This window comes from Mycobacterium uberis, from assembly GCF_003408705.1.
GTDB lineage: Bacteria > Actinomycetota > Actinomycetes > Mycobacteriales > Mycobacteriaceae > Mycobacterium > Mycobacterium uberis.
The window spans coordinates 57,850-84,334 of record NZ_QAYL01000012.1 but is presented as its reverse complement, the minus strand read 5'-3'; the positions used below and the strand labels follow the sequence as shown (position 1 = coordinate 84,334).

20 protein-coding genes, 1 tRNA gene and 7 pseudogenes are annotated in these 26,485 nt (G+C 59.3%); 14 read left to right on the top strand and 14 right to left on the bottom strand.

Going from position 1 to position 26,485, the window contains the following annotated elements; translation table 11 throughout:
* Positions 1-26: 26 nt before the first annotated feature.
* Positions 27-233, bottom strand: a complete 207-nt coding sequence (locus tag MUBE_RS20205; RefSeq protein ID WP_116540203.1) for a hypothetical protein — start codon at positions 231-233, stop codon at positions 27-29.
* Between the two features lie 737 nt (positions 234-970).
* Between MUBE_RS20205 and MUBE_RS08405 the strand changes: the two genes are divergently transcribed.
* On the top strand, positions 971-1,423 hold the full coding sequence (locus MUBE_RS08405) for a site-specific integrase (RefSeq protein WP_243632942.1): 453 nt from the start codon (positions 971-973) through the stop codon (positions 1,421-1,423).
* Between the two features lie 256 nt (positions 1,424-1,679).
* Here the strand turns inward: MUBE_RS08405 and MUBE_RS15820 are convergent, their stop codons facing one another.
* From MUBE_RS15820 to MUBE_RS17805, 5 genes are all read right to left on the bottom strand, one after another.
* Positions 1,680-1,847 (bottom strand): hypothetical protein, encoded by a 168-nt coding sequence (locus tag MUBE_RS15820; RefSeq protein WP_165849782.1) that lies wholly within the window; start codon positions 1,845-1,847, stop codon positions 1,680-1,682.
* A 474-nt stretch (positions 1,848-2,321) separates the two neighbouring features.
* A tRNA-Val gene (locus MUBE_RS08395) sits at positions 2,322-2,393 on the bottom strand.
* A gap of 46 nt (positions 2,394-2,439) precedes the next feature.
* Positions 2,440-2,901 carry a peroxiredoxin gene (locus MUBE_RS08390; protein WP_116540186.1) on the bottom strand — a complete coding sequence of 154 codons (462 nt, stop codon included), beginning with the start codon at positions 2,899-2,901 and terminating at the stop codon, positions 2,440-2,442.
* The gene (locus MUBE_RS08385; RefSeq protein WP_116540185.1) at positions 2,901-3,323 is read right to left on the bottom strand and encodes a DUF3052 domain-containing protein; all 423 of its coding nucleotides are present in this window, start codon (positions 3,321-3,323) and stop codon (positions 2,901-2,903) included. Before MUBE_RS08385 ends, MUBE_RS08390 begins: the two co-directional genes overlap by 1 nt.
* Positions 3,324-3,524: 201 nt before the next feature.
* Positions 3,525-3,695 carry a hypothetical protein gene (locus MUBE_RS17805; protein WP_243632941.1) on the bottom strand — a complete coding sequence of 57 codons (171 nt, stop codon included), beginning with the start codon at positions 3,693-3,695 and terminating at the stop codon, positions 3,525-3,527.
* Between the two features lie 567 nt (positions 3,696-4,262).
* Here MUBE_RS17805 and aceE point away from each other — a divergent pair.
* The 7 genes from aceE to MUBE_RS08345 all read left to right on the top strand — a co-directional run bounded on the left by aceE (position 4,263) and on the right by MUBE_RS08345 (position 13,951).
* Positions 4,263-7,055, top strand: a complete 2,793-nt coding sequence (gene aceE, locus MUBE_RS08375) for a pyruvate dehydrogenase (acetyl-transferring), homodimeric type (protein ID WP_116540184.1) — start codon at positions 4,263-4,265, stop codon at positions 7,053-7,055.
* 85 nt (positions 7,056-7,140) lie between these two features.
* Positions 7,141-8,460, top strand: a complete 1,320-nt coding sequence (locus MUBE_RS08370) for a PucR family transcriptional regulator (RefSeq protein ID WP_116540183.1) — start codon at positions 7,141-7,143, stop codon at positions 8,458-8,460.
* Positions 8,461-8,600: 140 nt separating this feature from the next.
* Entirely contained in the window at positions 8,601-9,515 is a 915-nt protein-coding gene (locus tag MUBE_RS08365) for an ACP S-malonyltransferase (RefSeq protein WP_116540182.1), read from the top strand.
* Between the two features lie 98 nt (positions 9,516-9,613).
* Positions 9,614-9,961, top strand: a complete 348-nt coding sequence (gene acpM / locus MUBE_RS08360; protein WP_116540181.1) for a meromycolate extension acyl carrier protein AcpM — start codon at positions 9,614-9,616, stop codon at positions 9,959-9,961.
* Positions 9,958-11,208, top strand: coding sequence for a 3-oxoacyl-ACP synthase KasA (kasA, locus tag MUBE_RS08355; RefSeq protein WP_116540180.1), 1,251 nt, complete (start codon positions 9,958-9,960; stop codon positions 11,206-11,208). Before acpM ends, kasA begins: the two co-directional genes overlap by 4 nt.
* A gap of 28 nt (positions 11,209-11,236) precedes the next feature.
* Positions 11,237-12,499 (top strand): 3-oxoacyl-ACP synthase KasB, encoded by a 1,263-nt coding sequence (gene kasB, locus MUBE_RS08350; RefSeq protein WP_116540179.1) that lies wholly within the window; start codon positions 11,237-11,239, stop codon positions 12,497-12,499.
* Positions 12,500-12,529: 30 nt separating this feature from the next.
* The gene (locus MUBE_RS08345; RefSeq protein WP_116540178.1) at positions 12,530-13,951 is read left to right on the top strand and encodes an acyl-CoA carboxylase subunit beta; all 1,422 of its coding nucleotides are present in this window, start codon (positions 12,530-12,532) and stop codon (positions 13,949-13,951) included.
* 119 nt (positions 13,952-14,070) lie between these two features.
* Here the strand turns inward: MUBE_RS08345 and MUBE_RS08340 are convergent.
* Both MUBE_RS08340 and MUBE_RS19425 read right to left on the bottom strand, forming a co-directional pair.
* Positions 14,071-15,521, bottom strand: a pseudogene (locus tag MUBE_RS08340) (FAD-dependent oxidoreductase).
* A gap of 14 nt (positions 15,522-15,535) precedes the next feature.
* Positions 15,536-16,084, bottom strand: a pseudogene (locus MUBE_RS19425) (TetR/AcrR family transcriptional regulator).
* Between MUBE_RS19425 and MUBE_RS16340 the strand changes: the two are divergent.
* A pseudogene (locus MUBE_RS16340) lies at positions 16,085-17,643 on the top strand (FAD-binding oxidoreductase).
* Positions 17,640-18,531, top strand: a pseudogene (locus tag MUBE_RS08325) (diacylglycerol kinase). Before MUBE_RS16340 ends, MUBE_RS08325 begins: the two co-directional pseudogenes overlap by 4 nt.
* 51 nt (positions 18,532-18,582) lie before the next feature.
* Here the strand turns inward: MUBE_RS08325 and MUBE_RS08320 are convergent.
* The 3 genes from MUBE_RS08320 to MUBE_RS08310 all read right to left on the bottom strand — a co-directional run bounded on the left by MUBE_RS08320 (position 18,583) and on the right by MUBE_RS08310 (position 21,141).
* On the bottom strand, positions 18,583-19,095 hold the full coding sequence (locus MUBE_RS08320) for a DUF3145 domain-containing protein (RefSeq protein WP_116540177.1): 513 nt from the start codon (positions 19,093-19,095) through the stop codon (positions 18,583-18,585).
* A 142-nt stretch (positions 19,096-19,237) separates the two neighbouring features.
* On the bottom strand, positions 19,238-20,056 hold the full coding sequence (locus MUBE_RS08315; RefSeq protein WP_116540176.1) for a serine hydrolase domain-containing protein: 819 nt from the start codon (positions 20,054-20,056) through the stop codon (positions 19,238-19,240).
* A gap of 14 nt (positions 20,057-20,070) precedes the next feature.
* Positions 20,071-21,141, bottom strand: coding sequence for a class I SAM-dependent methyltransferase (locus MUBE_RS08310; protein WP_116540175.1), 1,071 nt, complete (start codon positions 21,139-21,141; stop codon positions 20,071-20,073).
* A gap of 32 nt (positions 21,142-21,173) precedes the next feature.
* On the opposite strand from MUBE_RS08310, the gene MUBE_RS08305 reads away from it, so the two are divergent.
* The 3 genes and pseudogenes from MUBE_RS08305 to MUBE_RS19420 all read left to right on the top strand — a co-directional run.
* Complete coding sequence (locus tag MUBE_RS08305) at positions 21,174-22,259, top strand: S-(hydroxymethyl)mycothiol dehydrogenase (RefSeq protein WP_116540174.1); 1,086 nt, start codon at positions 21,174-21,176, stop codon at positions 22,257-22,259.
* On the top strand, positions 22,256-22,885 hold the full coding sequence (locus tag MUBE_RS08300) for an MBL fold metallo-hydrolase (protein ID WP_116540173.1): 630 nt from the start codon (positions 22,256-22,258) through the stop codon (positions 22,883-22,885). Before MUBE_RS08305 ends, MUBE_RS08300 begins: the two co-directional genes overlap by 4 nt.
* A 181-nt stretch (positions 22,886-23,066) precedes the next feature.
* Positions 23,067-23,429: pseudogene (locus MUBE_RS19420) on the top strand (Rossmann-fold NAD(P)-binding domain-containing protein); the annotation flags it as partial.
* Positions 23,430-23,498: 69 nt separating this feature from the next.
* Here MUBE_RS19420 and MUBE_RS17790 read toward each other — a convergent pair.
* A pseudogene (locus MUBE_RS17790) lies at positions 23,499-24,287 on the bottom strand (dihydrodipicolinate reductase); the annotation flags it as partial.
* 115 nt (positions 24,288-24,402) lie between these two features.
* Here MUBE_RS17790 and MUBE_RS17785 point away from each other — a divergent pair.
* Positions 24,403-24,682 (top strand): annotated as a pseudogene (locus MUBE_RS17785) (YidH family protein); the annotation flags it as partial.
* Between the two features lie 1,034 nt (positions 24,683-25,716).
* Here MUBE_RS17785 and MUBE_RS08270 read toward each other — a convergent pair.
* Positions 25,717-26,094: an NYN domain-containing protein gene (locus MUBE_RS08270; RefSeq protein ID WP_207801680.1), complete on the bottom strand. Its 378-nt coding sequence runs from the start codon at positions 26,092-26,094 to the stop codon at positions 25,717-25,719.
* Positions 26,078-26,239, bottom strand: a complete 162-nt coding sequence (locus MUBE_RS15790; RefSeq protein ID WP_165849777.1) for a hypothetical protein — start codon at positions 26,237-26,239, stop codon at positions 26,078-26,080. Before MUBE_RS15790 ends, MUBE_RS08270 begins: the two co-directional genes overlap by 17 nt.
* Positions 26,240-26,485 lie beyond the last annotated feature (246 nt).

The following is a 26,485-nucleotide window of genomic DNA, read 5'->3' as shown; positions in this document are numbered from 1 at the left end:
CATACGCTCGCTAGCTCGCTTCGTACCTACTCACCAAGCGGATCACCCTGCCGGACATTCCTGCTAACCTCTAGCCTCTCGAGTTCTGCCCGGTTCTTCTGCACACCAGGGCAGCGAGTATGTCGGATACTGCCGCTTTGTAGGCGCAGCCTCAACTTGATCGCATTGCAGGTCCGGCAAGCAGCGGTAGAGTTCTCGGGCGTATTCGGCCCACCAAGCGACTGAGGCCGTATGTGGTCGAGGGGTTACTGTCGCCGCCATCACCGCCTCGCCATAACAGCGACAAATCTATTTGTCTCTATATTTTCTATATTTGTCGCGCTCCATCAGTTCGGCCCCGCAGTGCCGGGTCGGTGAAGTAGTCCGGCTCTCGCTCTAGCGACTCCGACGTTGCGATCACCTTTAACTAATGGCTGGAACTGACCCAGGCAACAAAACACGGTACTATTTCTCTCCCACGATGTGCCGCCTACGGCGATGAAGCCCATCTCGGTGAGCATATTCAATTTCTCGGTGACGTACTGAGAGTTACCCTGACTAGAGCGGGTTCCCTTGCCCAGCCACGCACTAATTGTTCGCTTTCCGATGCGCACTTCACCGCCGCAAAACTCGGTTGCCCAAAGTAGCAGGCCAAATAGAGGCTGAACTCATAAGGCTTGGAAGCGGCAGCACAACGTCAACGAGAGTTGACAGAAGGTCGGATGCTTCGTCATCCTCTATTCTCCATTGTCAGAGGTTTAGCCTGCGCACCAACCTCGGATATACGCAAATGCGCCAGGCCTTCTGTCGCAACACACGATCATCCACTGCCCCGAGGGTAGAAAACTACCGTCGGCGTGTTCCTAACGGAATGGCCCGACAGTCACCGAAACATGCGACCCAACACGCTGACCGAGTACCACTAGACCCAAGACCATAGCCGCCGAGATGTCCACGTAGACGTCGGAGCAGGACACAACGTTCCACCCACATGTGGCTGGCAGCGTGCTGGCTACTGACGTTGGCCGGGCTGCGCCGATCAGAGGTTCTGAAACTGCGGTGGGCTGATGTTGACTCGACGCTGGGACGATCTACCGCCGCTCAGGGCAGGATGGTCGTCTACGACAGCACAGTAACGGGAGCGCCGCCGTCAACGCGGTCGGCACGGACGCTGCCAACACCGTGTGACGTGCTCACCATGCCGCGATTGTTCAAGACCCGGCAAGCCGAGGAGCACCTGACGCTCGGCGGGAGCTTACCTGATACAGATCTGATGGCAGTTCACGCCGACGACTCCGCCATACGACCCGAGACATACTTCAAGGCCTTCGCCACTCACTGCATGGTAGCTGGAGTGCTGGTGATCCAACTGCACGATGTCCGGCACACCACCGCCACAAGGCTGCTCGACGGAGGCACCACACAGTCGACAACGGCCGAGTGACTGGGCCATGACCCGGCAATCACGCTGCAGGTCTACGGTCACGTGTACGACGACGTGCTGACGTCCGGCAGGATGGGTCGGTCGCGTGCTACCGGCAACCGCTGAGTAACCCCGCAAGCATGGGCTACGTAAACTCGTCGATTATCGTCAATCAGATGCCGATATACCTACTCCATCGTCCGACGCCGACCTTGGTGACAACAGTTCATCATCCAGATCCGAGAAGCAACCACGCCCCGGCTTCCATGATCGAGATCTATCGGCGATTACCGAAGAGACCGCACTCGGCGAGCACGGGTTGCTTCAAATCGAGCGCGTTCAGGACTTCTACTGGCAAATTTTTAAGCTTGTCAGCGACAAAGCCTGGCTCGATGATCCGATTAGCTCGCTTGGCAATCAGTGGCGCGGAGTCGGGAGTGCTCAATCTACCTAACTTACTTGAATAAACATCGCCAACGTGCTGTGGACGCTGATGAGGAACGCCTCGCCGGGTGTGGGCAGAACCATTACCCAGCGACTCAAGACGATGATCAGATCGACCGATGACCACGTTTGATGAGGAGGCTGTGGCCAAACCGGAAGTATCGGTGGCTGTCAGGCATCCTCGAACACAACACCAATCATGTTGCACCGCCGTCCGAACTCTCCTACTTCGTCGGATACATGCCGAACCCAAATGCAGCGGTAGTCCGTACCCGAAACGATGAACCACGTAATGAAGGGCGAAGCGGAGTTCCGTCTTATGTGGCAACGACCCAGGTGTCCCGAGGCAGGACCATTATCGGCGAAGATTTCTGATTTCTGCGTATACTCACTGGCCTGTTCCCGGCTTCACGAGGGTTTGGCAGGCTTCATATCCCAAAGTCGAACCACCAACCTCTGCCTGTTGCTTCGCTCGTGGGCGCGGACGGTATCGAACCGCCGACCGCTGGTGTGTAAAACCAGAGCTCTACCACTGAGCTACGCGCCCCTTGCCCGCCGCAGGCTACACGTCCGGAGGTCAACCGCCCAAAACGTCAAGCCCTCAGTACCGCTAAGGCCTGAGTCCACAGCCGCTGGTCGCGAGCCTCACCGGGCTGCTTCATCTCGGCGAACCGAATGATCCCCGACCGATCGACGACGAAGGTACCGCGGTTGGCATAGCCTGCGGTGTCGTTGAAGACGCCGTAGTGTTGGCTTACCGCACCATGTGGCCAGAAGTCCGACAACACCGGAAATAGGAATCCGCTCTGGGTCGCCCAGATCTTGTGTGTGGGCGGTGGTCCAACCGAAATGGTCAACGCCACGCTGTCGTCGTTTTCGAACTCAGGCAGGTAATCGCGCAACTGGCCCAGCTCACCCTGGCAGATCCCGGTAAATGCCAGCGGAAAAAACACCAGCAACACATTCTTGACCCCGCGATAGCCGCTGAGCGTGACGAACTGCTGATTCTGATCGCGCAGCGTGAAGTCGGGAGCGGTGGCTCCGACGCTCAGCATCAGCGCTTCCCGGCCCGCGACTTCGGCTGCACTAACCGGCTAGCACTCCAGTCACCCAGGTTGACTGACGAGGTCGGCATCAGGCCGGCGGTAGGGGCCGCCTCTGCGATCTCAGCAGGTAATACGTAACCGGGCTTTCCTGTCTTAGGGGTTAGCACCCAGATCACTCCGTCTTCAGCGAGCGGGGTGATCGCGTCCATTAGGGTGTCCACCAGATCCCCGTCTCCGTCCCGCCACCACAGCAAGGCGACATCAACCACCTCGTCGGTATCTTCGTCAAGCAATTCGCCACCACACGCCTCTTCAACCGCTGCACGGATGCCGTCGTCGGTGTCTTCGTCCCAGCCCCACTCTTGGACAACTTGGCCCCGTTGGATGCCCAGTTTGCGAGCGAAGCTCGGGGCGTGATCCGCCGCGACCACCGTAGAGCCTCCTTTAAGAACTATCCGCGAAACTGATCTGCATGCCGTTACTACGGGCACTATCGTTGCACAAGCCGACCTCGGCCCGGGCGGCTACCTCAGAACGAAGCCATGCACAGTTTCAATGCTTTGGTCTTGGTGTCGTTAAGCCGATCGACCCACCTGTTGAACTCCAACGTCAGGGCGCACGTACCGATGGCTTTAGCCATCGGTACGTGCGGTATTGAGATACGCGTTGAGCGCATCACGCAGCTGCGATGACAACGCTTTGGTGAGACCGCTTACCACCGTCGAAGCGCTGTTGTTCAGCGCGTCTATGGCCGGCCCTTCGGTTAGAACTGGTGTTGTGGCCCTGATTGAACGACCCGACAAAAGCGTTCACCTTGTCTATTGCGGAGCTGCTGGGGGCAATAAGCGAATCACATGCGCTGCGAATTGCCGTGGTGGTAAGCACGTGGTGGTAAGCAATTGTTGCCGCTGCGACTCTCGGATACTAGAACTAACCGCTGATGCGGACACGGAGGCAAGGATAGACCGAAGCGACCATGGTGTCCGGGTGTCCGGTGTTGCTTGTCCCATCAGTCACGACAGTACAGCCCACAATGCCTATCAAGGCCGCCACGCTACAGCCGAGCAACAACGCAACTCGCTTTAGGCCTAGATGAGGACCGTCCCCCCAAGCGCCTGCGTGGAATGGCGCGCCGTACGGTGAGCACAGCCTGTGACATTGCCGGTTCACGAGTCCCACCGCGCCCACGACGCATCAGGTTCAAGTCGACAACGGTCTCGTCACGCACCTAACTCGAGGGATCTTCAAAGGACGATCGGCCAGCGGCTAACGGCCCAAAATGCCGGTGCGGCACGATAATGGAGCGATGATCGAGATAAACCCAACAGCATCATCCTAGCCAGTATCCCGCCAACTACAGGAGTAGTGCGTTGACAACCGAGTTCGCGCGCCCGGATCTGACCAAAGCCCCGAGCAGCGCAAGTGAACCCGACCGCATTCAGGTGATCCGCGAAGGTGTCGCGTCGTATCTGCCCGATACCGACCCTGAGGAGACGTCGGAGTGGCTGGAATCCTTTGACGCACTGCTGGAGCGCTCGGGGCCGTCGCGGGCGCGATATCTGATGCTGCGGCTATTGGAACGAGCCGACGAGCAGCGGGTGGCAATCCCGGCGCTGACATCGACCGACTACGTCAACACCATCCCAACCGAGCTCGAGCCGTGGTTCCCTGGCGACGAGGACATCGAACGTCGTTACCGCGCCTGGATCAGATGGAACGCGGCGATTATGGTGCACCGCGCACAACGACCGGGTACGGGTGTCGGTGGTCATATCTCGACCTACGCATCATCCGCAGCACTCTACGAGGTCGGGTTCAACCACTTTTTCCGAGGCAAATCGCATCCCGGCGGCGGAGATCAGGTGCTTATCCAGGGTCACGCATCCCCCGGAATCTACGCGCGCGCCTTCCTCGAGGGTCGACTCAGCGCGGATCAGCTTGATGGTTTCCGCCAGGAACACAGTCATCCCGGCGGCGGGTTGCCATCCTACCCGCACCCGCGGCTGATGCCCGACTTCTGGGAATTCCCCACTGTATCGATGGGCCTGGGCCCGCTCAACGCCATTTACCAGGCACGGTTCAACCACTATCTGCATGACCGGGGCATCAAGGACACCTCCGACCAGCACGTGTGGTGCTTTTTGGGTGACGGTGAAATGGACGAGCCCGAAAGTCGCGGGCTCGCGCATGTCGCAGCCCTCGAGGGCCTGGACAACCTGACTTTCGTCATCAACTGCAACCTTCAGCGTCTCGACGGTCCGGTGCGCGGCAACGGTAAGATCATCCAGGAGCTGGAGTCGTTCTTCCGCGGAGCCGGATGGAACGTCATCAAAGTGGTGTGGGGCCGCGAATGGGACGCACTGTTACATGCTGATCGGGACGGTGTCCTGGTTAACTTGATGAACGTCACGCTTGATGGGGACTACCAAACGTATAAAGCCAACAACGGCCGCTTTGTCCGTGATCACTTCTTCGGACGCGACCCACGCACCAAAGCCCTGGTGGAACATATGACGGACCAGGAAATCTGGAATCTCAAGCGGGGCGGTCACGACTACCGCAAAGTTTACGCCGCCTACCGCGCCGCCGTCGACCACAAGGGGCAGCCAACGGTGATCCTGGCCAAAACCATCAAAGGCTATGCACTGGGCAAGCATTTCGAGGGCCGCAACGCCACTCACCAAATGAAAAAACTGACTCTACAGGGTCTTAAGGAGTTTCGCGACACTCAACGGATTCCGATTTCGGATGCCCAACTAGAGGAAAATCCCTACCTGCCGCCGTATTATCACCCCGGCCCCGACGCCCCCGAGATCCGCTATCTGATCGACCGGCGCCGCGTCCTGGGGGGGTTCCTGCCTGAGCGCCGAACCAAATCGAATGCGCTAACGCTTCCCAGCCGCGACATCTACGCTCCGCTTAAGAAGGGATCAGGACAACAAGAAATCGCCACCACCATGGCGATCGTGCGTACATTTAAAGAAGTGCTGCGGGATAAAGAAATCGGCCCGCGAATTGTTCCAATCATTCCCGACGAAGCGCGCACCTTCGGTATGGACTCATGGTTTCCGTCGTTGAAGATCTATAACCGCAGTGGCCAACTATACACCGCCGTCGACGCCCAGCTGATGTTGGCGTACAAGGAAAGCAAAGTCGGGCAGATCTTACATGAAGGCATTAACGAAGCCGGATCGGTAGCGTGTTTCACCGCGGTCGGCACATCATATTCGACGCACAACCAACCGATGATCCCGATCTACATCTTCTATTCGATGTTCGGCTTCCAACGCACCGGTGACGGCCTATGGGCCGCAGCTGACCAAATGGCACGCGGCTTCCTACTCGGGGCCACCGCGGGACGCACCACGTTGACCGGTGAAGGGCTGCAACACGCCGACGGCCACTCGCTGCTGTTGGCGGCCACCAATCCGGCAGTCGTCGCCTATGACCCCGCGTTTGCCTACGAAATCGCCTACATCGTGGAAAGCGGGCTGGCCCGGATGTTTGGGGAGGACCCGGAGAACGTGTTCTTCTATGTAGCCGTCTACAACGAGCCATACCCACACCCGCCCGAACCAGATAACTTTGATCCCGAAGGCGTGCTGCGCGGTATCTACCGCTACCACACCGCTACAGAGCGACTGTCCCACAAGGCGCATATCTTGGCCTCTGGAGTGGCCATGCCCGCGGCGCTGAAAGCCGCCAAGATATTGTCTACCCAGTGGGATGTCGCCACTGATGTGTGGTCGGTGACCAGTTGGAGCGAGCTGAATCGCGACGGAGTATCCGTCGATACGGCCAAGCTACGTTACCCCGACCAGCCGGCCGGTGTCCCCTACGTAACCCAGGTCCTCGCAGACTTTGCTGGACCGGTAATCGCGGTGTCGGATTGGATGCGCGCGGTGCCCGAACAGATCCGGCCGTGGGTGCCGGGCACCTATGTTACGCTGGGCACTGACGGGTTCGGCTTTTCTGATACCCGGCCGGCAGCCCGGCGCTATTTCAACACCGACGCCGAATCGCAAGTGGTCGCGGTGTTGGAGGCGCTGGCACGCGATGGAGAGATCGACCCGGCGGTGCCGGTCGCTGCTGCACGCCAATACAAGATCGACGACGTTCACGCCGCCCTAGAGCAAGTGTTTGATCCGGGACCGGAAACTTAACCATCCCAGCACACGGTAAAACACCAGCATAGAGCCGAGCATTACTTTGAGGGAAACTTCCAGAAACCTGGCGTAGCTTTTAGGCGTGAATGACAATCAGTTTGTGCCTGTAGCGTCTCGTAGGTCGCCGCTGGAATTACTGGACACCGTGCCCGATTCGCTGCTGCGACGGTTGAAGCAGTACTCAGGTCGGCTAGCCACTGAAGCGGTCACGGCAATGCAAGAACGGTTGCCGTTCTTCGCCGACCTGGAAGCGTCTCAGCGTGCCAGCGTGGCGCTAGTGGTGCAGACAGCGGTGGTCAACTTCGTCGAGTGGATGCAAGACCCGCACAGCGACGTGAGCTACACCGCGCAGGCGTTCGAACTGGTGCCCCAAGATCTGACTCGAAGAATCGCGTTACGCCACACTGTGGACATGGTACGAGTCACCATGGAGTTCTTCGAAGAAGTTGTACCGCTGCTGGCCCGTTCCGAAGAGCAGTTGACGACGCTCACCGTGGGCATCTTGAAGTACAGCCGCGACCTGGCGTTCACCGCCGCTACGGCGTATGCCGACGCGGCTGAAGCGCGCGGCACCTGGGACAGCCGAATGGAAGCCAGCGTCGTCGACGCGGTGGTGCGCGGCGACACTGGACCTGAGCTGTTGTCTCGCGCGGCCGCGTTAAACTGGGACACGACCGCGCCAGCGACGGTTGTGGTCGGCACCCCGGCGCCAGGCCACGACGACTCAAACGGCAAGGTCAGCAGCGAACGAGCCAGTCAGGAAGTGCGTGATACTGCGATCCGACATGGTCACGCGGCGTTGACCGACATACACGGTACCTGGTTGGTGGCGATCATCTCCGGCCAGTTAGCGCCGACCGACAAGTTTTTCAGTGACCTGCTGCACGCGTTCTCCGACGGTCCGGTAGTCATCGGACCGACAGCACCGATGCTGACTGCCGCCCACCACAGCGCAAGCGAGGCAATTTCCGGGATGAACGCCGTTGCCGGATGGAGTGGAGCGCCCCGGCCTGTGCAGGCCAGAGAACTCCTGCCCGAACGCGCCTTGATGGGGGATACATCGGCGATCGTGGCGTTGCATACCGACGTAATGCGGCCATTGGCCGATGTCGGGTCGACGCTCATCGAGACACTCAACGCGTATCTGGATTGCGGCGGCGCAATTGAGGCCTGCGCCCGCAAGTTGTTCGTTCATCCAAACACTGTGCGGTATCGGCTCAAGCGCATCACAGATTTCACCGGCCGCGATCCCACCCTGCCACGCGATGCATATGTGTTGCGAGTGGCCACGACGGTGGGACAGCTCAACTACTCGACGCATCACTCAAACGCCGGCCACAAGACCCTGCCCCAGGTTCAACTGCAGGTCATGCAAGATACCGCGACATTACCAGGAGGATAGTTATCCAGATCGCATGTCACAGGGTGATATCAAACCGGTAGCTTACCGAGCCGTTTTGTAGGTTTTTAACAAAAACCTATGATGAGGTTCATAATCTATTACACCCCGCAAAACCGTCTTCACAGTGTTCTCTTAGACACGTGATTGCATTACTTGCACCCGGACAGAGCTCGCAGACCGAGGGAATGCTGTCGCCGTGGCTAGAACTGCCTGGCGCCGCGGACCAGATAGCAACCTGGTCTAAGGCGAGTGGCCTAGATCTTGCCCGTCTGGGAACCACCGCCTCAACCGAGGAGATCACCAATACTGCCCTCGCTCAGCCGTTGATTGTTGCGACCACACTGCTGGCTTATCAAGAGGTGGCCAAGCGTACCTCGTTTGAGAATTCTCCCGAGGCTCTCATCATGGCCGGACACTCTGTCGGCGAGATCGCCGGGTATTCGATCGCCGGTGTGATCGCCGCCGACGATGCAGTAGCACTAGCTGCCACCCGCGGCGCCGAGATGGCCAAGGCGTGTGCCATCGAACCGACCGGCATGTCTGCCGTGCTCGGGGGTGACGAAGCCGACGTGCTGAATCGCCTCGATGAGTTTGGCCTGGTCCCCGCGAACCGCAATGCCGCCGATCAGATTGTCGCCGCCGGTCGACTGACCGCGCTGGAAAAACTCGCCGAAGACCCGCCAGCCAGGGCTCGGGTACGCACACTGGGTGTGGCCGGAGCATTCCACACCGAGTTCATGGCCGCGGCCCTTGATGGCTTCGCCGAGGCGGCGGCTGCCATCACGATCGCCGAGCCCATCGCGACGCTGCTGTCCAACCGCGACGGAAAACCGGTCGCGTCGGCAGCGGCCGGGATGGAGACCCTGATTTCTCAGCTGACTCATCCGGTGCGCTGGGATCTGTGCAACGCGACGCTGCGTGAGCACAACGTCACGGCGATCGTAGAGCTCCCGCCCGCAGGCACTCTCACCGGAATCGCCAAACGCGAGCTCCGGGGAGTTACGACGTGCGCCGTCAAGTCGCCAACAGACCTGGACAAGTTGGCGAACCTCTAACCGCTGACTTGGCTATTTGCAAAACCAGAACAATCACACATATCTAAACAGCAAATTAATCCAATGTACACACAACACATTACGAAGGGAAGCAGATTGTGGCTGTCACTCAGGAAGAAATTATTGCCGGTATTGCCGAGATCATCGAAGAGGTGACCGGTATCGAGCCGTCCGAAGTTACCCCGGATAAGTCGTTCGTGGACGACCTGGACATTGACTCGCTGTCGATGGTCGAGATCGCCGTCCAGACCGAGGACAAATACGGCGTCAAGATCCCCGACGAAGACCTCGCCGGTCTGCGTACCGTTGGTGACGTTGTCGCCTACATCCAGAAACTCGAGGAGGAGAATCCCGAGGCCGCCGAGGCGCTGCGCGCCAAGATCGTGTCGGAGAACCCCGAGGCCGCCGCGAATGTTCAGGCAAGGCTGGAAGCAGAAAGCAAGTGACCAAACCTTCCACTGCTAATGGCGGTTTCCCCGGCGTTGTGGTGACTGCCGTCACAGCGACGACGTCGATTTCGCCGGATATCGAGAGCACGTGGAAGGGTCTGTTGGCCGGCGAAAGCGGCATTCACGCACTCGAAGATGAGTACATCACCAAGTGGGACCTGCCGGTTAAGATCGGCGGCCACCTCAAGGAGTCAGTCGATAGTCACATGAGTCGCCTGGACATGCGGCGCATGGCCTACGTCCAGCGGATGGGCAAGCTGCTCAGCGGTCGATTGTGGGAGTCTGCCGGCAGCCCGGAAGTCGATCCCGACCGGTTCACCGTTGTGGTCGGCACCGGTTTGGGTGGTGCCGAGCGAATCGTGGAAAGCTACGATCTCATGAATGCGGGCGGGCCCCGTAAGGTTTCCCCGCTCGCCGTTCAGATGATCATGCCCAACGGCGCTGCAGCGACCATCGGGCTGCAGCTTGGAGCACGCGCCGGGGTAATGACACCGGTGTCAGCCTGCTCATCGGGCTCCGAGGCGATTGCGCACGCCTGGCGCCAGATTGTCATGGGAGATGCCGACGTCGCCGTCTGTGGCGGTGTCGAGGGCCCAATCGAGGCGCTGCCTATCGCAGCGTTCTCGATGATGCGGGCCATGTCGACCCGCAACGACGAGCCCGAAGGAGCATCGCGCCCGTTCGACAAGAACCGTGACGGGTTTGTGTTCGGCGAAGCCGGAGCCCTGATGCTCATCGAGACCGAGGAGCACGCCAAAGCCCGCGGCGTCAAGCCGCTGGCTCGGCTGCTTGGTGCGGGCATCACCTCGGACGCCTTCCACATGGTGGCGCCCGCGGCCGACGGCGTGCGGGCCGGGCGGGCCATGACCCGGTCGCTGGAACTGGCGGGCTTGTCGGCGAAGGACGTGGACCACGTCAACGCGCACGGGACAGCGACACCGATCGGCGACAGCGCGGAGGCCAACGCCATCCGAGTCGCCGGTTGCGAGCAGGCTGCGGTGTATGCGCCAAAGTCCGCACTGGGACACTCCATCGGCGCAGTCGGAGCGCTTGAGTCCGTCCTGACAGTGCTGACCCTTCGCGACGGTGTCATCCCACCCACACTGAACTATGAAACCCCAGATCCCGAGATCGACCTAGACATTGTCGCAGGTGAACCTCGCTACGGCGACTACCGCTACGCGATCAATAACTCCTTTGGGTTCGGTGGCCACAATGTGACACTCGCTTTTGGGCGCTACTAAAGCACGGGAAGGAATAGTCGCTAGACCCATGACCACATCGCCGAAGCTGGTTACAGGGAAAGCTTTTCCCGATGTGGTCGTCACCGGCATTGCGATGACGACTGCGCTGGCAACAGACGCGGAGACCACATGGAAGCTGTTACTCGACAACCAAAGTGGAATTCGTATGCTCGATGACCCGTTCGTCGAGGAGTTCGACCTACCGGTTCGCATCGGTGGACATCTGCTGGAGGAATTCGATCACCAGCTGACCCGCGTCGAGCTGCGTAGGATGGGTTATTTACAGAGAATGTCCACCGTGCTAAGCCGGCGGTTGTGGGAGAATGCCGGCTCGCCCGAGCTGGACACCAATCGGTTGATGGTCTCCATCGGCACCGGTTTGGGCTCGGCCGAAGAGCTGGTCTTCAGCTACGACGACATGCGTGCTCGCGGAATGAAAGCAGTCTCGCCCCTGGCCGTGCAGAAGTACATGCCCAACGGTGCAGCCGCTGCCGTCGGGCTGGAGTACCACGCCAAGGCCGGGGTGATGACACCGGTATCGGCGTGTGCATCCGGTTCCGAAGCCATCGCCCATGCCTGGCAACAGATCGTGCTCGGCGAAGCCGACGCGGCGATCTGTGGCGGCGTGGAAACAAAGATCGAAGCCGTGCCGATCGCCGGGTTCTCCCAGATGCGCATCGTGATGTCCACCAAGAACGACGACCCCGCCGGTGCGTGTCGCCCGTTCGACCGAGATCGCGACGGCTTCGTGTTTGGCGAGGCCGGCGCGCTCATGTTGATCGAGACCGAGGGCAGTGCGAAGGCGCGTGGCGCCAACATCCTGGCCCGGATCATGGGTGCCAGCATGACCTCGGACGGCTTCCACATGGTGGCACCAGATCCCAACGGGGAACGCGCCGGACATGCGATCGCCCGTGCGGTTAGTCTCGCAGGCCTCAGTCCAAGCGACATCGACCACGTCAACGCCCATGCCACCGGCACCCAGGTCGGTGACCTGGCCGAAGCCAAAGCCATCAACAACGCCTTCGGCAATAACCGGCCGGCGGTATACGCACCCAAATCCGCCCTCGGCCACTCGGTAGGTGCAGTCGGCGCAGTGGAATCAATCTTGACTGTGCTCGCGTTGCGGAACCAGGTGATCCCACCGACACTGAATTTGGTAAACCTCGATCCAGGTATTGACTTGGACGTAGTGGCGAGTAAGCCACGGCCGGGTAATTATCGGTATGCGGTCAACAACTCGTTCGGATTCGGCGGTCACAACGTCGCGATCGCTTTTGGCCGTTACTGACCCGAACACCACTTACACAGGAGAACTGCGATGGCAATCACGGCCCCAGAGGTGGTGGACGAGTCTCTTGACCCCCGTGACCCGCTGTTACGTCTGAGCAATTTCTTCGACGAGGGTCACGTCGAGCCGCTGCACGAGCGTGACCGGTCCGGCGTATTCGCCGCGACAGGCACGGTAAACGGTGTACGCACCATCGCGTTCTGCACCGACGGCACCGTTATGGGCGGTGCGATGGGCATCGAAGGCTGCGCGCACATCGTCAACGCCTACGACACTGCTATTGAGGATCAGAGCCCCATCGTGGGCATCTGGCACTCGGGCGGTGCCCGACTAGCCGAGGGCGTGCGGGCACTGCACGCGGTCGGACAGGTGTTTGAGGCCATGACCCGCGCATCCGGATACATTCCGCAGATCTCGGTGGTCGTCGGTTTCGCTGCCGGCGGCGCCGCCTACGGGCCAGCGCTAACCGACGTCGTCGTCATGGCGCCGGAAGGCCGAGTGTTTGTCACTGGGCCCGACGTGGTGCGCAGCGTCACCGGCGAGGACGTGGACATGGCCTCGCTCGGTGGCCCAGAGACCCATCACAAAAAGTCCGGCGTATGCCACATCGTCGCCAACGATGAACTCGACGCCTATGGGCGCGGCCGCCGGCTAGTCGAATTATTCTGCCAGCAAGGGCATTTTGACCGTAGTAAGGCCGAAGCCGGTGACACCGATATCCATGCGTTGTTGCCCGAATCGCCCCGGCGGGCTTACGACGTACATCCAATCGTGACCGCCATCCTGGACGAAAATATACCCTTCGACGAATTCCAGGGCAACTGGGCACCGTCCATGGTGGTCGGGCTGGGCCGGCTGTCCGGCCGCACTGTTGGCGTGCTAGCCAACAACCCGCTACGGCTGGGCGGTTGTTTGAACTCCGAAAGCGCCGAGAAGGCAGCACGGTTCGTACGACTCTGCGACGCATTTGGGATCCCACTGGTGGTCATCGTCGATGTTCCCGGCTATCTGCCTGGTGTCGACCAGGAATGGGGCGGGGTGGTGCGTCGCGGTGCTAAACTGCTACACGCATTCGCCGAGTGCACCGTTCCGCGTGTGACGCTAGTCACCCGAAAGACCTACGGCGGAGCCTACATTGCGATGAACTCTCGCTCGTTGAATGCGACAAAAGTGTTCGCGTGGCCGGATACCGAGGTGGCGGTTATGGGCGCCAAGGCGGCCGTCGGCATCCTGCACAAACGCAAGCTAGCCGCAGCACCGGACCACGAACGAGAGGCGCTACACGACGAGTTGACTGCCGAGCATGAGCGCATCGCCGGTGGCGTAGACAATGCCATTGACATCGGTGTGGTCGACGAGAAGATCGACCCAGCACATACCCGCAGCAAGCTCACCGAGGCACTGGCTCAGGCGCCTGCGCGTCGCGGCCACCACAAAAATATTCCGCTGTAAACACCGCGTGATGTAAACCGCAAAAGCGATACATCGCTTTTGCGGTTTACATCACGCGGTGTAGAGTCCTGTACTCCAAGTTTTATGCGAACGAGACGCCGTTAAAAACACCTGTCATTCTAGCTGAGCATGAATAGGAAATCGTCGGCCACACCGACAACCTGCTCACGACCACGCGGCATCAGACCGATCCGAGTCAGCCGGTTACGGATACCATTGGCACCCAATGCACACTCATGGGTCACCACGTATTCGAACTTCACTCGGATCACGTCGATACCCGTCGACGACTAGCTCAGTCGGCTACGCGCACAATGACGTTGGGCGCCTCAGCTCCATGACGTTACACCAACGACCCCGACCACACCAGCGCCCAAACGCTATTGCAGCTAACAGCGCGTCCTGGGATTGGTCGATGCTCCGATCAACCGTAAAATGCGCCTTCTACAATTTACGATGGGCAGGCGCCGCAAGCTGATAGCCTGACCCGGTGACTTCCTGTGCCATGCAACGGTATTCGGTAAGCTCGCTGCCGATCACACTGATCACGCCAGAGGGCAACTCGACCACGGTATGGTCACACGACACACCTACGGTGCGCCTCTCGTCAGTGTCGATCAGCGGCCGCAAAACCAGCGTAAGAACCGATGGCATCCGCGGTCCATAGCGCCCCACTCTAACGTGGTGTTCACGGTATTCAACAGAAACGTGATCCCCTCTGAAGACGATCCGGGTACATCGGGAATCGGTCCTGTAGTAGCTCCCGTCGGTCAACCCAAGGTAGATTCGATTTAGCTTGTACAAGCATGGCAAATACGAAACGGTTGAGCTCACCAGGAATCAGAATCGTCAGCGCCGCAGCCGGGTTGGCAAGCAAGCGGACATCGAAGACAAGATGGATCCCACGACGAGGCTGCAACTTCAACGACGGGTCGATCTCGCCCGCCCACACCCTGGCGACGTTGACGACAGCAACAACCGACACCTCGAGCGACTGTACGGCACGCCGGTAAGTCAGCTGTACCGAGGCACCGATGATCTGCAGAGTGCAGCCGCGATGACAAGTTCAGGCGCCATCGATCAACTGCCCTTCATAGGCCAGCAATCCACTGTACAAGTCCATCACTTAGCACGATATCGCGGTAACATTAATAGTAGTAGTACATCCTCAAGCATCCACAGCGTATCACCAGCGAAGAATCCAGCATGCACTAGCGCCCGCGTGGTGTGACCCGTCGACGGCAACAACGAAACCAGCTGCGGCGTCGCGTGAACGAGATGAAGGGCGTTGCGCGTCAACCGGTATTCCACGATCGATGACACTGCGCCGAGTGGTTCCCACGTTGCCGATCGTCAGGTAGCGCAGACCGCCATGAACTAGTTTGAAGCTCTAGCAGCTAGTGCCAAACACCAAATCATGTCTTTCTGCCAGCGCTACCCGCAGGCCACACGACGCGGCATCTAGGGCAACCCCAACGACAGTGATGTCTCCTCAGAGCACGTTGACATCCAACGGCTCACCGTTGGCGAGTGTCTGCAACTCGACAGCGCGACGCGCAGCGTTGATCATCGTTGGGTTAGTCGTCAGGATAGGTATCCACTCAGTGAGTAGGCACGTTCGACGGCCAGCTAGCCGGTCAAGAGTCGGACGAACGATCTGTTTCGACTGAATGGTCGACTGGGCAATCAGCAACACCACTGTAACCATCTGCAAGGGATCACGCTGCCGTGCCATTGGGCCGCCTGCAACCGGTCTGCAAGAACGTCGATCAACATCTACTGACTGACACCGATGCATTCGGTGATGTAGATCAGCACCAACTCCGAGCACATCACCAGTGCGTCTTGATGCAACAGGTTGTCGACCGTAATGATCTGGTATACAAGCAATTAACGATCGTCGACGAACAGTAGTACATCGCGCAGCACGCCGGTGATGCGCTTGGCCAGTAGCGCCACCACGAGCGACCGAGTATCAGGCTATCGTCGGTACACCGTTGACCGGCTCACGCCCACGCGCCGTGCTAACTTGGCAAAGGTCACCTGGTCCACGCCGAAATTGACGACACAGTTGACCACTGCCAGCGGTATCCGCTCCACAGTCTCCAATGGAACAGTACTAACTGACAGCATATGTGTAATTGGGGAGGCTGGACCGCAGCTACATCACTGTCCAAGCGGATCCAGTCTTTGCTGAAGCAGGCCCTGAACCTCGCGGAGCGAGAAGAAACCGAGCTCGAGCCCGACCAGGTGCAGCTGCCCCTAAGCACATTACCGGAAGGCGCATTACCAGAAGCCGATCACTATGCGCTAGCCACGATCACGGGCACCGGCTAATACCGCACTTCCGATCCCGACCGACTGTTGCGTGCCGGCGGCAAGTCAACCCCGGACATGTTGCAGCGACAAGAAGCAATGGTCTAAAACGCACTCGACCCTGTGTTGCTGTCCGGTGACCCCAGATGTGAAAACACCGTCGCTACCATTTTGCGTTACTGCTCCGAGTACGGTACCGCCATCATGTCATTCGGAGGTGGAACCAACGGCGTCAAGGAGCTCGATCCATTCTGCGGCGCGTTCGATGCCGTGGTTTCCTCAGATTTGCGGCGCTTCAATCAGTTCCTCACCCTCAACGAGGTGCCCGACACGGCCGAGTTGGGCACCGGCGTAACCGGACCGGAGGCCGAACGTCTGCTCGGCGAACACAATTTCTCGCTCGGACACTTTCCACAGAGCTTTAGTTCGCCACCATCAGAGACTTCGCGGCGGCCCGGTCGTCCAGGCAGGACTCAGCTGGACATGCCGTGGCTAGCACGCTGGACCCGGGCCGCGTGCCCGAATCGACCGCGGTTACCGATCTGCAACAACTACTGATCAGCTCCGGCGGATACCTTCGGCGTCATAACCCGAGTCCAGTTGCGAGTCCGCCGGGTGCGGAAAACGTTCCCCTTACAAGACGTGGTCCTTTTCCAACTTCGCAACCAGGACTGTGACCCTGCGAGTGGTAGCCCAAACCAACACCGGCCCAGCCGTCGTCCAGCCTCTCGATGAGGTCCAGACGGTGGTCAATCTCGCCATTACCGAGTCGATCGACAAAAGCCAAATCGCCGGCAGCTGCTTGGTAATCATCGTGTCCGAAGACACAAAGAAACATGCCGAAAGCATACGTGCTAAGACGCGCGCGGTGCGGCAAGCTAATGACGGCACATTACTGAGCGAGGGGCCTGTACAAACCGGAGAGCGCAGCAGATTCGCCACACCATGCCTATGCAACGTTCTGCTAGCCGCGGGCGCGGTCTGCGAGACGCTCGAGACCGCCACCGAACGATCCAACATTCATTACCGCGCTTGAAGGCCACTGTCGCCGAAGTGCTGACCACCTCGTTAATCGCATCGGGCATACCGATTCTGGTGATGTGTCACGTGTAGCACGTGTGCGTATACCAGCGGCGCTTCGTTATAGTTCATGATCATCGCCGGGCGGCGGAAAGCAGTGGCGTGCCGTCAAGAAGGCCACTTCGGATAGGATCATGGCCACCGACGGAACTGTAACCTACCACCATGCGACCGGCACCGACCACCGGCCTTGTATGCGCGATGAGGTGGGCAGTCTGGGTATGCGGGTGTTGCGCGCGGTCGAGGAGACACGGGATCAAAACGGAATGCTCAATCCCGGCAAGCTGATTCCGTGACCCAATTACGCCAGCGCAAAATCGCCCAAGTGACCGTGCCGACTAATCCCCTCTCAGGACATGGCAGTGCAATAACAGCTGCGTAACGCGCGATTGCCCGGCTGCAGCTGCACAGCATGGAGGTCGTGAAAATCATCGGCGATGACGCCGAAGATGCGCAGCATCTAGTCGACGTAACACTGGAGAAAGGCACCGACGCGGTCGCGGTGGTGGGCGGTAACGGCGTCATCTCGAACGCACTACAGGTGTTGGCGAGCAACGACATTCCGCTGAGCATAATCCCGACTGGATCCGGTCGTGACCCTGATCGTTAATTCAGCTTTCCACAAAGGATCCCTAAGTCGCTGCCGACATCATCGTCGACGGTTGAACGGAAAACGTTGACCTGGACCGGATTCAGTGCAGCGAGGGCCGGAAAAAAAATTGGACAAGTAGTTCGGCACTGTAGCGGCCGCCAGATTCGATTCCATGGTGACCGATGGCGATAACCGAATACGCTGGCCACACGGGCGATTGCGCTATTACCTGACCATAGTTGCTGAACTACCGCAACTGCGACTCTTGCCGTATCGGTTGGCCCTCGACGGAAACCCAATAAGGTTGACAGCGAGATCACGCTTGCGGTCTTCGCCAATACCCCCAGTTACGGTGGGGAGCTGCTAATCTAGCCCAACGCCGACCACAGCGATGGCTTACGCGACAGCACCATGGTGAAGCGAGGCATCCCGTATCAAGCTGAACACGGTCAGTACGGCGCGCACCCAGTCAATCGACCTCGAATACCCCGGTATCAATGTCTATGTCAACGGCGCTTTCGCGTATATGCTGCCCGCCGAGATCTCCGTGGTCACCGGTGCGCTGCAGATCCTTCGTCACCAGCAAACATAATGGTGGCGACCCGCCATACACGGCTCTGCCACACTTGCGATCACCATGCCGTTAGCCAACCCCACGGCTAAGCAAGGTCACCTCACCGGCATCGCCACCGTCGCGATACACTTCAAGCGCTTCATCCCACGCCGTTCCCAGCACCGAATCCAGTTCGGCAGCAAGTGTGTCGGCGCCGTGAGCCATCATTGCCCGCAGTCGCATCTCCCCAACCATGATGTCGCCGTTGGCGCTCATAGACCCGCTCCACAACCCCAGCTGTGGGGTGTGGCTAAACCGCTGACCATCGACTCCAGGGCTGGGATCCTCGGTAACTTCGAACCGCAGCACCGACCACGAGCGCAACGCATTGGCCAACCGGGCGCCGGTGCCCACTGGTCCGATCCAGTTAGTGACCGCACGCAGTTGCCCGGGCATCGCCGGCTGCGGCGTCCACACCAGGCTTGCCTTGGCCTGCAGGGTCGACGACAACGCCCACTCGACATGCGGGCATACCGCCGCGGGTGAGGCGTGGACATAAACCACGCCCGCCGTGGCGTCGGCGAATTGATTCGACGCACGCATCTGCTACTCCTTCGGTTCCACGAGGGACGTCTTCCCCAACGACCTGGTGAACCCGACGAACAGGATGCTTGCCAAGTATTTGTGTGTCTTGCGTGTTGATTGTGCCTTGTGAGACCTGTGTTACGCTAGTCTACAATCTCTATCAGGCGTATTCAGATATCACGGCATCGGAAATCTTCGGCCACAGCTGCAGCGCCCACTCGCCGAAATAGCGGTCCGTGAGAACTACCAGCGCCAGCTCCACCTCGGGATCTGCCCAGATAAAGCCACCTGATCGGCCGAAATGGCCGTATGTTCGGACCGAGTTGAGGGCACCGGTCCAATGCGGTGATTTCGAATCCTTGATCTCAAAACCCAGCCCCCAATCGTTGGGCCGCTGCATACCGTACCCGGGCAGCACGCCCTCCAAGCCGGGAAATTGCACAAACGTCGCGTCGGTGTGCATTTGCGCCGAAACCGTCACGGGACGAAGCAAGTCACTAGCGAATGCAGCCATATCCGCTACCGTCGAAGTCGCCCCAAACCCGGCAGCCCATGCTCCATTTTCCAGCTTGGTGGCTGCCATCGCCAGTGGTTCGAACACCGCCTCGTTAAGGTAACGGCCGAATTCGATCCCCGACTCCCGCTGCACAGTCTCGGCCAGAACCCGAAAGCCGTAGTTCGAATAGGTACGATAGGTGCCAGGCGAGGCCATCACGCACTGGGAGTGCATTGCCAAGCCCGACGCATGCGCCAGCAGATGGCGGACCGTCGACTCAGGCGGACCAGCCGCGGTATCGAGGTCGATGACCCCTTCCTCGACCGCGATTTGCGCAGCGCGGGCCACCAGTGGTTTAGTAACCGAGGCCAGCGCGAACACCTGTTCAGTGTCGCCGTGAGCGGCCAGCACGCCAGCAGATCCAATCACCGCGGCGGCAGCAACGGAAACCGGCCAGTCGTCAATTGCGTCCAGAGCGGTCATTAGGTTTAGGCAGGTCACTTTCTAGCGATATAATAGTTGTTGATTGGGTCGGACTCGATCTCGACCACCTGAACATCGTCAAATCCGGCGTCGGCAAGCATCGCGATTGCCAGCTGCCTCCCCCATACCGCACCCAACCCGGCACCCTTAAGTGCCAGCGACACTGTCATGCAGTGCATCAACGAGGTCGTGTACAGGTAGGTGCTCATCGGGACGCCAACGTTGTCCTCGAGCTGGCTTGACGCCTTGATGTCAGCCATCAGCAGCACGCCGCTGGACCGCAGTGCACGATAGATGTTTTCCAACACCCGGGCCGGCTGCCCCTGGTCGTGGATGGCGTCGAAAACAACGATAACATCATAGACGTCAGTCTTATCTAGCTGGGCCACATTGCGGCTCTCAAAAGTCGCGTTTTTCAGACCTAGGCGAGCCGCCTCTGCGGTGCCGACTGCAATAGCCTCATCGGAAAAGTCGAGACCAGTAAACCGGCTCGCAGGGAAAGCCCGGGCCATGACGTTGACCGCGTGACCACTACCGCAACCGAAATCTGCGATGTCGGCTCCTGACCGCAACCGTTCGGGAAGGCCGTCAACCAACGGGAGCACCACATCGACGAGTGCTGCATCGAACACCGCACCGCTCATCTCGGCCATCAACGAATGGAAGCGCGGAAATTCGCTGTAGGGGACGCCTCCGCCGTCGCTGAAACACCCGATGACCTGCTGCTCGACCCCGCTGAGCAGCGGAATGAATTGAGCCATCAGAGCGAGATTATCTGGCCCAGCCGTCCGCGTCAGCACGGCCGCGCGGTGGGCTGGTAACAAGTAGGTCGCGGTATCAGCGTCGTATTCGACGACATTTCCGGTGGTCATGCCACCTAGCCACTCTCGGACGTAGCGCTCGTTGAGCCCGGAGGCGTCGGCAATCTGGGTGCTGGTGGCGGGCGGTAGTCTGGCCATCACGTCCAGCAAACCGGTCTGATGTCCGACGCTCATGAGCAGCACCAGACTGGCGCTGTCGATGGCCGCAACTATCCGTTCGGTGAATGCTTCAGTGGTTTCGGAGGCAGTTTCGGGTGCCGTCATGCTCAGCGACGCTACACCGTAGGTTGGACGCCATGAGTCAGACAGTGCGCGGCGTGATTTCGCGAAAGAAGGGGAAACCCGTCGAATTGGTGTCCATCGTCGTCCCCGATCCCGGGCCCGGGGAGGCTGTGGTCGACGTCATCGCGTGCGGGGTGTGCCACACCGACCTGACCTACCGTGAAGGTGACATCAAGGACGAGTACCCGTTCCTGCTCGGCCACGAGGCCGCCGGCACCGTCGAGGCCATCGGACCGGGCGTGACCGCAGTCGAACCGGGCGACTTCGTGATCCTGAACTGGCGCGCCGTGTGCGGGCAGTGCCGAGCCTGTAAACGCGGCAGGCCAAGCTACTGCTTTGACACGTTCAACGCCAGACAGAAAATGACGCTGACCGACGGCACCGAACTTACCCCGGCGCTGGGCATCGGAGCCCTCGCCGACAAGACGCTGGTGCACTCCGGCCAATGCACCAAAGTCGATCCCGCTACCGATCCGGCGGTCGCCGGCCTGCTGGGCTGCGGGGTAATGGCCGGGTTAGGCGCCACGATAAATACCGCCGCCGTGAGCCGAGACGACACCGTCGCGGTAATCGGCTGCGGCGGCGTGGGAGATGCGGCGATCGCAGGCGCCGCGCTGGTTGGTGCCAAGCGAATCATCGCGGTTGACATCGATGACATGAAATTGGAGTGGGCTCGTACGTTTGGCGCCACCCACACCGTTAACGCCCGCAAATTTGAGGTCGTCAAAGCCATCCAGGACCTCACCGACGGTTTCGGCGTCGACGTGGTGATCGACGCGGTCGGCCGGCCTGAAACCTGGACGCAGGCCTTTTACGCTCGCGATCTTGCCGGAACCGCTGTTCTGGTGGGTGTCCCAACACCCGACATGCGCTTAACAATGCCGCTACTAGACTTCTTCTCTCATGGCGGCTCGCTGAAGTCATCATGGTACGGCGATTGTCTACCCGAACGCGACTTCCCTACCCTAATTAACCTCTATCTGCAGGGCCGGCTTCCATTGGACAAGTTCGTTTCCGAACGCATCGGGCTGGGCGACGTCGAAAAAGCATTCCACAAGATGCACGACGGTAAGGTGCTGCGTTCGGTGGTGGTGCTGTGATTGAACGGGTGGTCACCCACGGGACCTTCGAACTCGACGGTGGCAGTTGGGAAGTCGATAACAACATCTGGATTGTCGGTGACGACACCGAAGTCGTAGTTTTTGACGCCGCCCACACCGCGGCACCGATCGTGGCAGCAGTTGATGGCCGCAACGTAGTTGCAGTAGTGTGCACCCACGGCCACAACGATCACATCACAGTGGCCCCCGAGCTTGGCGAGGCGCTCGACGCGCCCGTACTGCTTCACCCCGGCGATAACATCCTGTGGCAAATAACGCATCCAAACAAGGACTTTCGCACTGTTTTCGATGGATATACGGTGCGTGTCGCCGGCACCGAGTTGCAAGCGCTACACACCCCGGGCCACTCCCCTGGATCGGTGTGCTGGTATGCTCCTGAATTGGGTCGCGGAACGGGTGTAGTGTTTAGCGGCGATACCTTATTCTCCGGAGGGCCGGGCGCTACCGGACGTTCGTTCTCCGATTTCCAGACAATTTTGCAGTCCATCTCAAGGCGGCTTGGCGTGCTGCCTGCACATACCATTGTCCACACTGGCCACGGTAAGAGCACCACGGTAGGTGACGAGATCATCCACTACGAAGAGTGGGTAGCGCGCGGGTGCTAGAGCCCATTCTAGCCGCAAGCGCGCATAATGCCAGCTGTCCCGACGTATCGTCGTACCGATATGCATGCTCACGGCAAGCGGGGTTAACCGCTAGCCAGGATTCGACGCTTCTCAGTCTCGAACTTCTCCTCAGCCAATGCTCCCAAATCTCGCAGCGCCGCTAGTGTTTTGAGTCGATAGAGCAGTCTTGATGTTCGCCCGTAAGCTGGATCACTGCAGAAGCAAGGCGGGCTGGGGAAGCATATCCAACGCCGCGCATCCCGGCTTGCCCAAGACCAGCTTACAGATCAGCGGACCCTCGTACGGCCGGCAAAGGCCTGCACCAATAGAGCGTTTATACAAAATATTATGGTGTTTCACGTTGCTCCCGTGGCAGAAGATCGACGAGGGGATTCTGCCCGCACTCTACGCAGCCGACACACCGTAGGCCGAGGGCGACGCATTTTACGAACTTCGCGACATCTACGGGGCGGCCGATGATGATGTCACGCCAGCCAAAGTGCCCAGACGAGCCAGCAACGACGGTGATTACCGGCGACTGTGAGAGCTTTCCGAGTAGCTCACAGGCATAAGTTACGTCACACCGCACTGGCGGCCGGGCAATATCGCGACGTCAGCGAATCATACCGCCACCGGGGATCAACGAAAGGTCGAGCGGGGTGACCCAACCTAGCTGCAACTCGTTGACCGCCGGGACCGCATTGAACACCCACATCCTGGTCGACAGACACCCAGCAGTGGTCGGGTCACAGCCCGGTACGTTGGCGAACCGAAGCATTATCCCCTGAAAAATGCTTGGAGTCCCGTCGACCCTTCACCCGGTAAACATCGTCATCGTGGCCCGATGGCTAGTCCAGGGCCACATCGTGCCTGGTGCGGTCGACGTGTTCCAATTGAGTGCAGATCTCCCCCTAGTAGATGCCAGTAACGGTGAACCAGACGGCGGCAACGTAGTCGAGCTTGATCATGCCCCTCACGGTGGTGTGATCGATGACAGTCACCCGTCTGTCCCCTACGATGACAATTTCATCGAATACGACGCCAGCAACTTAAGTGAGTATTGAATATTGTAGCACCCCACGCGAAGATCAACACGTCTCGGTGTTCTAGAATCGAGGTGGATTCAAGCTCACAACCGATACATATCTCGGTCTCGTAATCGCCTTCGTAGTTGGTGTAGGACAGCAGTTCAGGGTCCGGACCCGACGGGCCTCCGAGCACAAGCACCCATCAACGTCATAGGAAGCAGATCGTTGGCGAATCCTGGGTCAATGCCGGTGGCGAAGCAGGACGACTTACCCAGCTCGCACACTTCAGTGATGGACTCTATCTAGTTCGGCTAGTTCAGGGGCATAGTCGGCCAAACCCGTGGTGTCATCGCGGTCGAACACACATCGATGCCGACCTCCGGCGAACACGGCTTGGCAAGTCATCCCGTTGAGTCAACTTTGTCGACGGCCAATGCCAGCCCCTGACAAACCCGGCGAGGTAACTTGTGTCCGATAACACCACCACGCCTGCCGGCCGAACAGCACACTAACGGCGAAGCAGAGATCAAGCCTGACTGTCGGTTCACTCTGACTAACGAGCGCACTTTCCTGGCCGAGCAGCCAATAGGGCCTGGGACTACTGGCCGCGGTGGTCGCCTCGGTTTCGCTTGTTCCGGCACTAACCGTCCCAGACACGCGCCATTTCCTTGGCGTGAGATTCGCGGTACTGGCCAGTCTCACCAGCGGAATGAGGCTATTGCGCTGGCAACAGGCGGATCACGCCATACGCCACGGCCTGCCATTGCCCTGCTGCTTCAAGCTGGCCTCCAGCCTGGATTGAGCCGGGTAACAACGATCGGTCGGCCAAATCCCAGACTACAGCCGGAACGGACCGCGCTGACATGAACCCGGGCCTCTGTTGCGTTGCTGGGCATTGGTGCTATGTTGACGGTCAAGAACCTACATGGCTCCAATGAACCAACGGTGCTGATTCCCACCAGATTGACAACTGGCGTATCGTCATGCTCTTACGTGATCGCCATACAACGCCAACGATCATTAACGGAATGCTCACTCAATCCCCACACACATCACTCTCCGCCACCAGGTGCACATTGTCGGGCTATCGGTGCTGGTGCTCATGTTCGTAACCGCGTTTGCCTTATTGCGCTAACACCCGACGTTGATACCAACGTCGGGAGCGATGTTGCGCAGCTCGTCGGACAACAGGCCGGATGCTGCCAAAGCTCGCACGGTAGATGAGGCTCACCTCCGATAGATGCCTATCTGTTCGCCGGCTGATGGGCCGGTAGTGAAGATCAGCGCTGCACCGGATGCGGTGTGACACCTGAAGAAGAGCTACCCCAAGAAACGATTCCGTCGAACGTGAGTCCCAAGAGTCGACGCTCTCAGATCTGAGATATGCTATTCATGCTTCGGGAAACCTAGTCGCACACATGACAATAATTTTGCGCTGAATCCACCAAATGCCGCTGTCTCATGGACTGCTCGCCTTCAACGGGCCACCCACCGTGACACCAATAGTGCATAAACGAACGCGAAGCTCATTCAGAACAAGGAATTTGAGTATCGAGGATACGGAAGGTGTTCAGGTCCGCCATTCGCACGGTAACAGAAGTCGGTCATCGCGGGTAGTCTAACGCGTCTCACTTGGGCCACTTTTGTCCAACCACACCTTCGGCGCAATCGCCTGGCGGGTGGTGTAAAGCTTTTGCGGGATTTGTATAATATACGCACTATCAAATCCCGATGTTGAGTGCATAAACCGGTGTCGAAACCGCCTACGGCACAGTGCCTTCTGTCGGGTATGCTAAAGCACACCTAGCCGAGCGAGTCGATGCGTTTACGGAAACGTGTCGCTGGATAGGCCGATGCGCCCGCCTTCTGGATCCGATCAATCAATGCGCGGTCCGATGTCACGACACGGATTCCTTTAGGTTCGAGGTCAGCTTGCACCAACCGGACGATCTCGTCATCGGCAGAGTTGGGAAATGCCTTTGGCGCGTATGCGATCACGATCACCGATGAGCGAATGCGGGGCAACAGTGGCCCCTCAAACACTACTGCCACGTCGTCCCCTTTGGTCGACGCCCAACGCTCAAGCTTATCTACCAGCTGAACTATTGCACCTTGGCGGTCCTTCCACCAGCCGTCCGAGCGAGTCCCGATCACGTTCATCGCGTCAACTATCCAGCGCACACGCCCTACAATACGGCGTCTTGCGCTTCATTATCGCACCGTCACCTTGGCCGTGAATGTACACACCGGCCCAGCAACGCCACCCCACGACGCTGACATAGGTGTTGACGATCGCCGTAGTGCCTGACTCCAACGCCGTGAACATCCAAAAACTCGTTACCAGGCGCTCCCATCAAGCCAGAGATCGATAGGACAAACTCGTGACCAGCTTGCTTGACAACGGTGGCACCGCCGATCTTGGCATCCGCCATCCACCGTTAAAGGACAGTTTAAATCGAGCACCAACGTCGGTCCGTTACTGACCTTCGAAACCAGGACCTCATCGACAACATCGTGCTGCGCGAATTGCAGACAGAATCTATGTCTAGCAGAGGTACAGCTTCTCGACGAA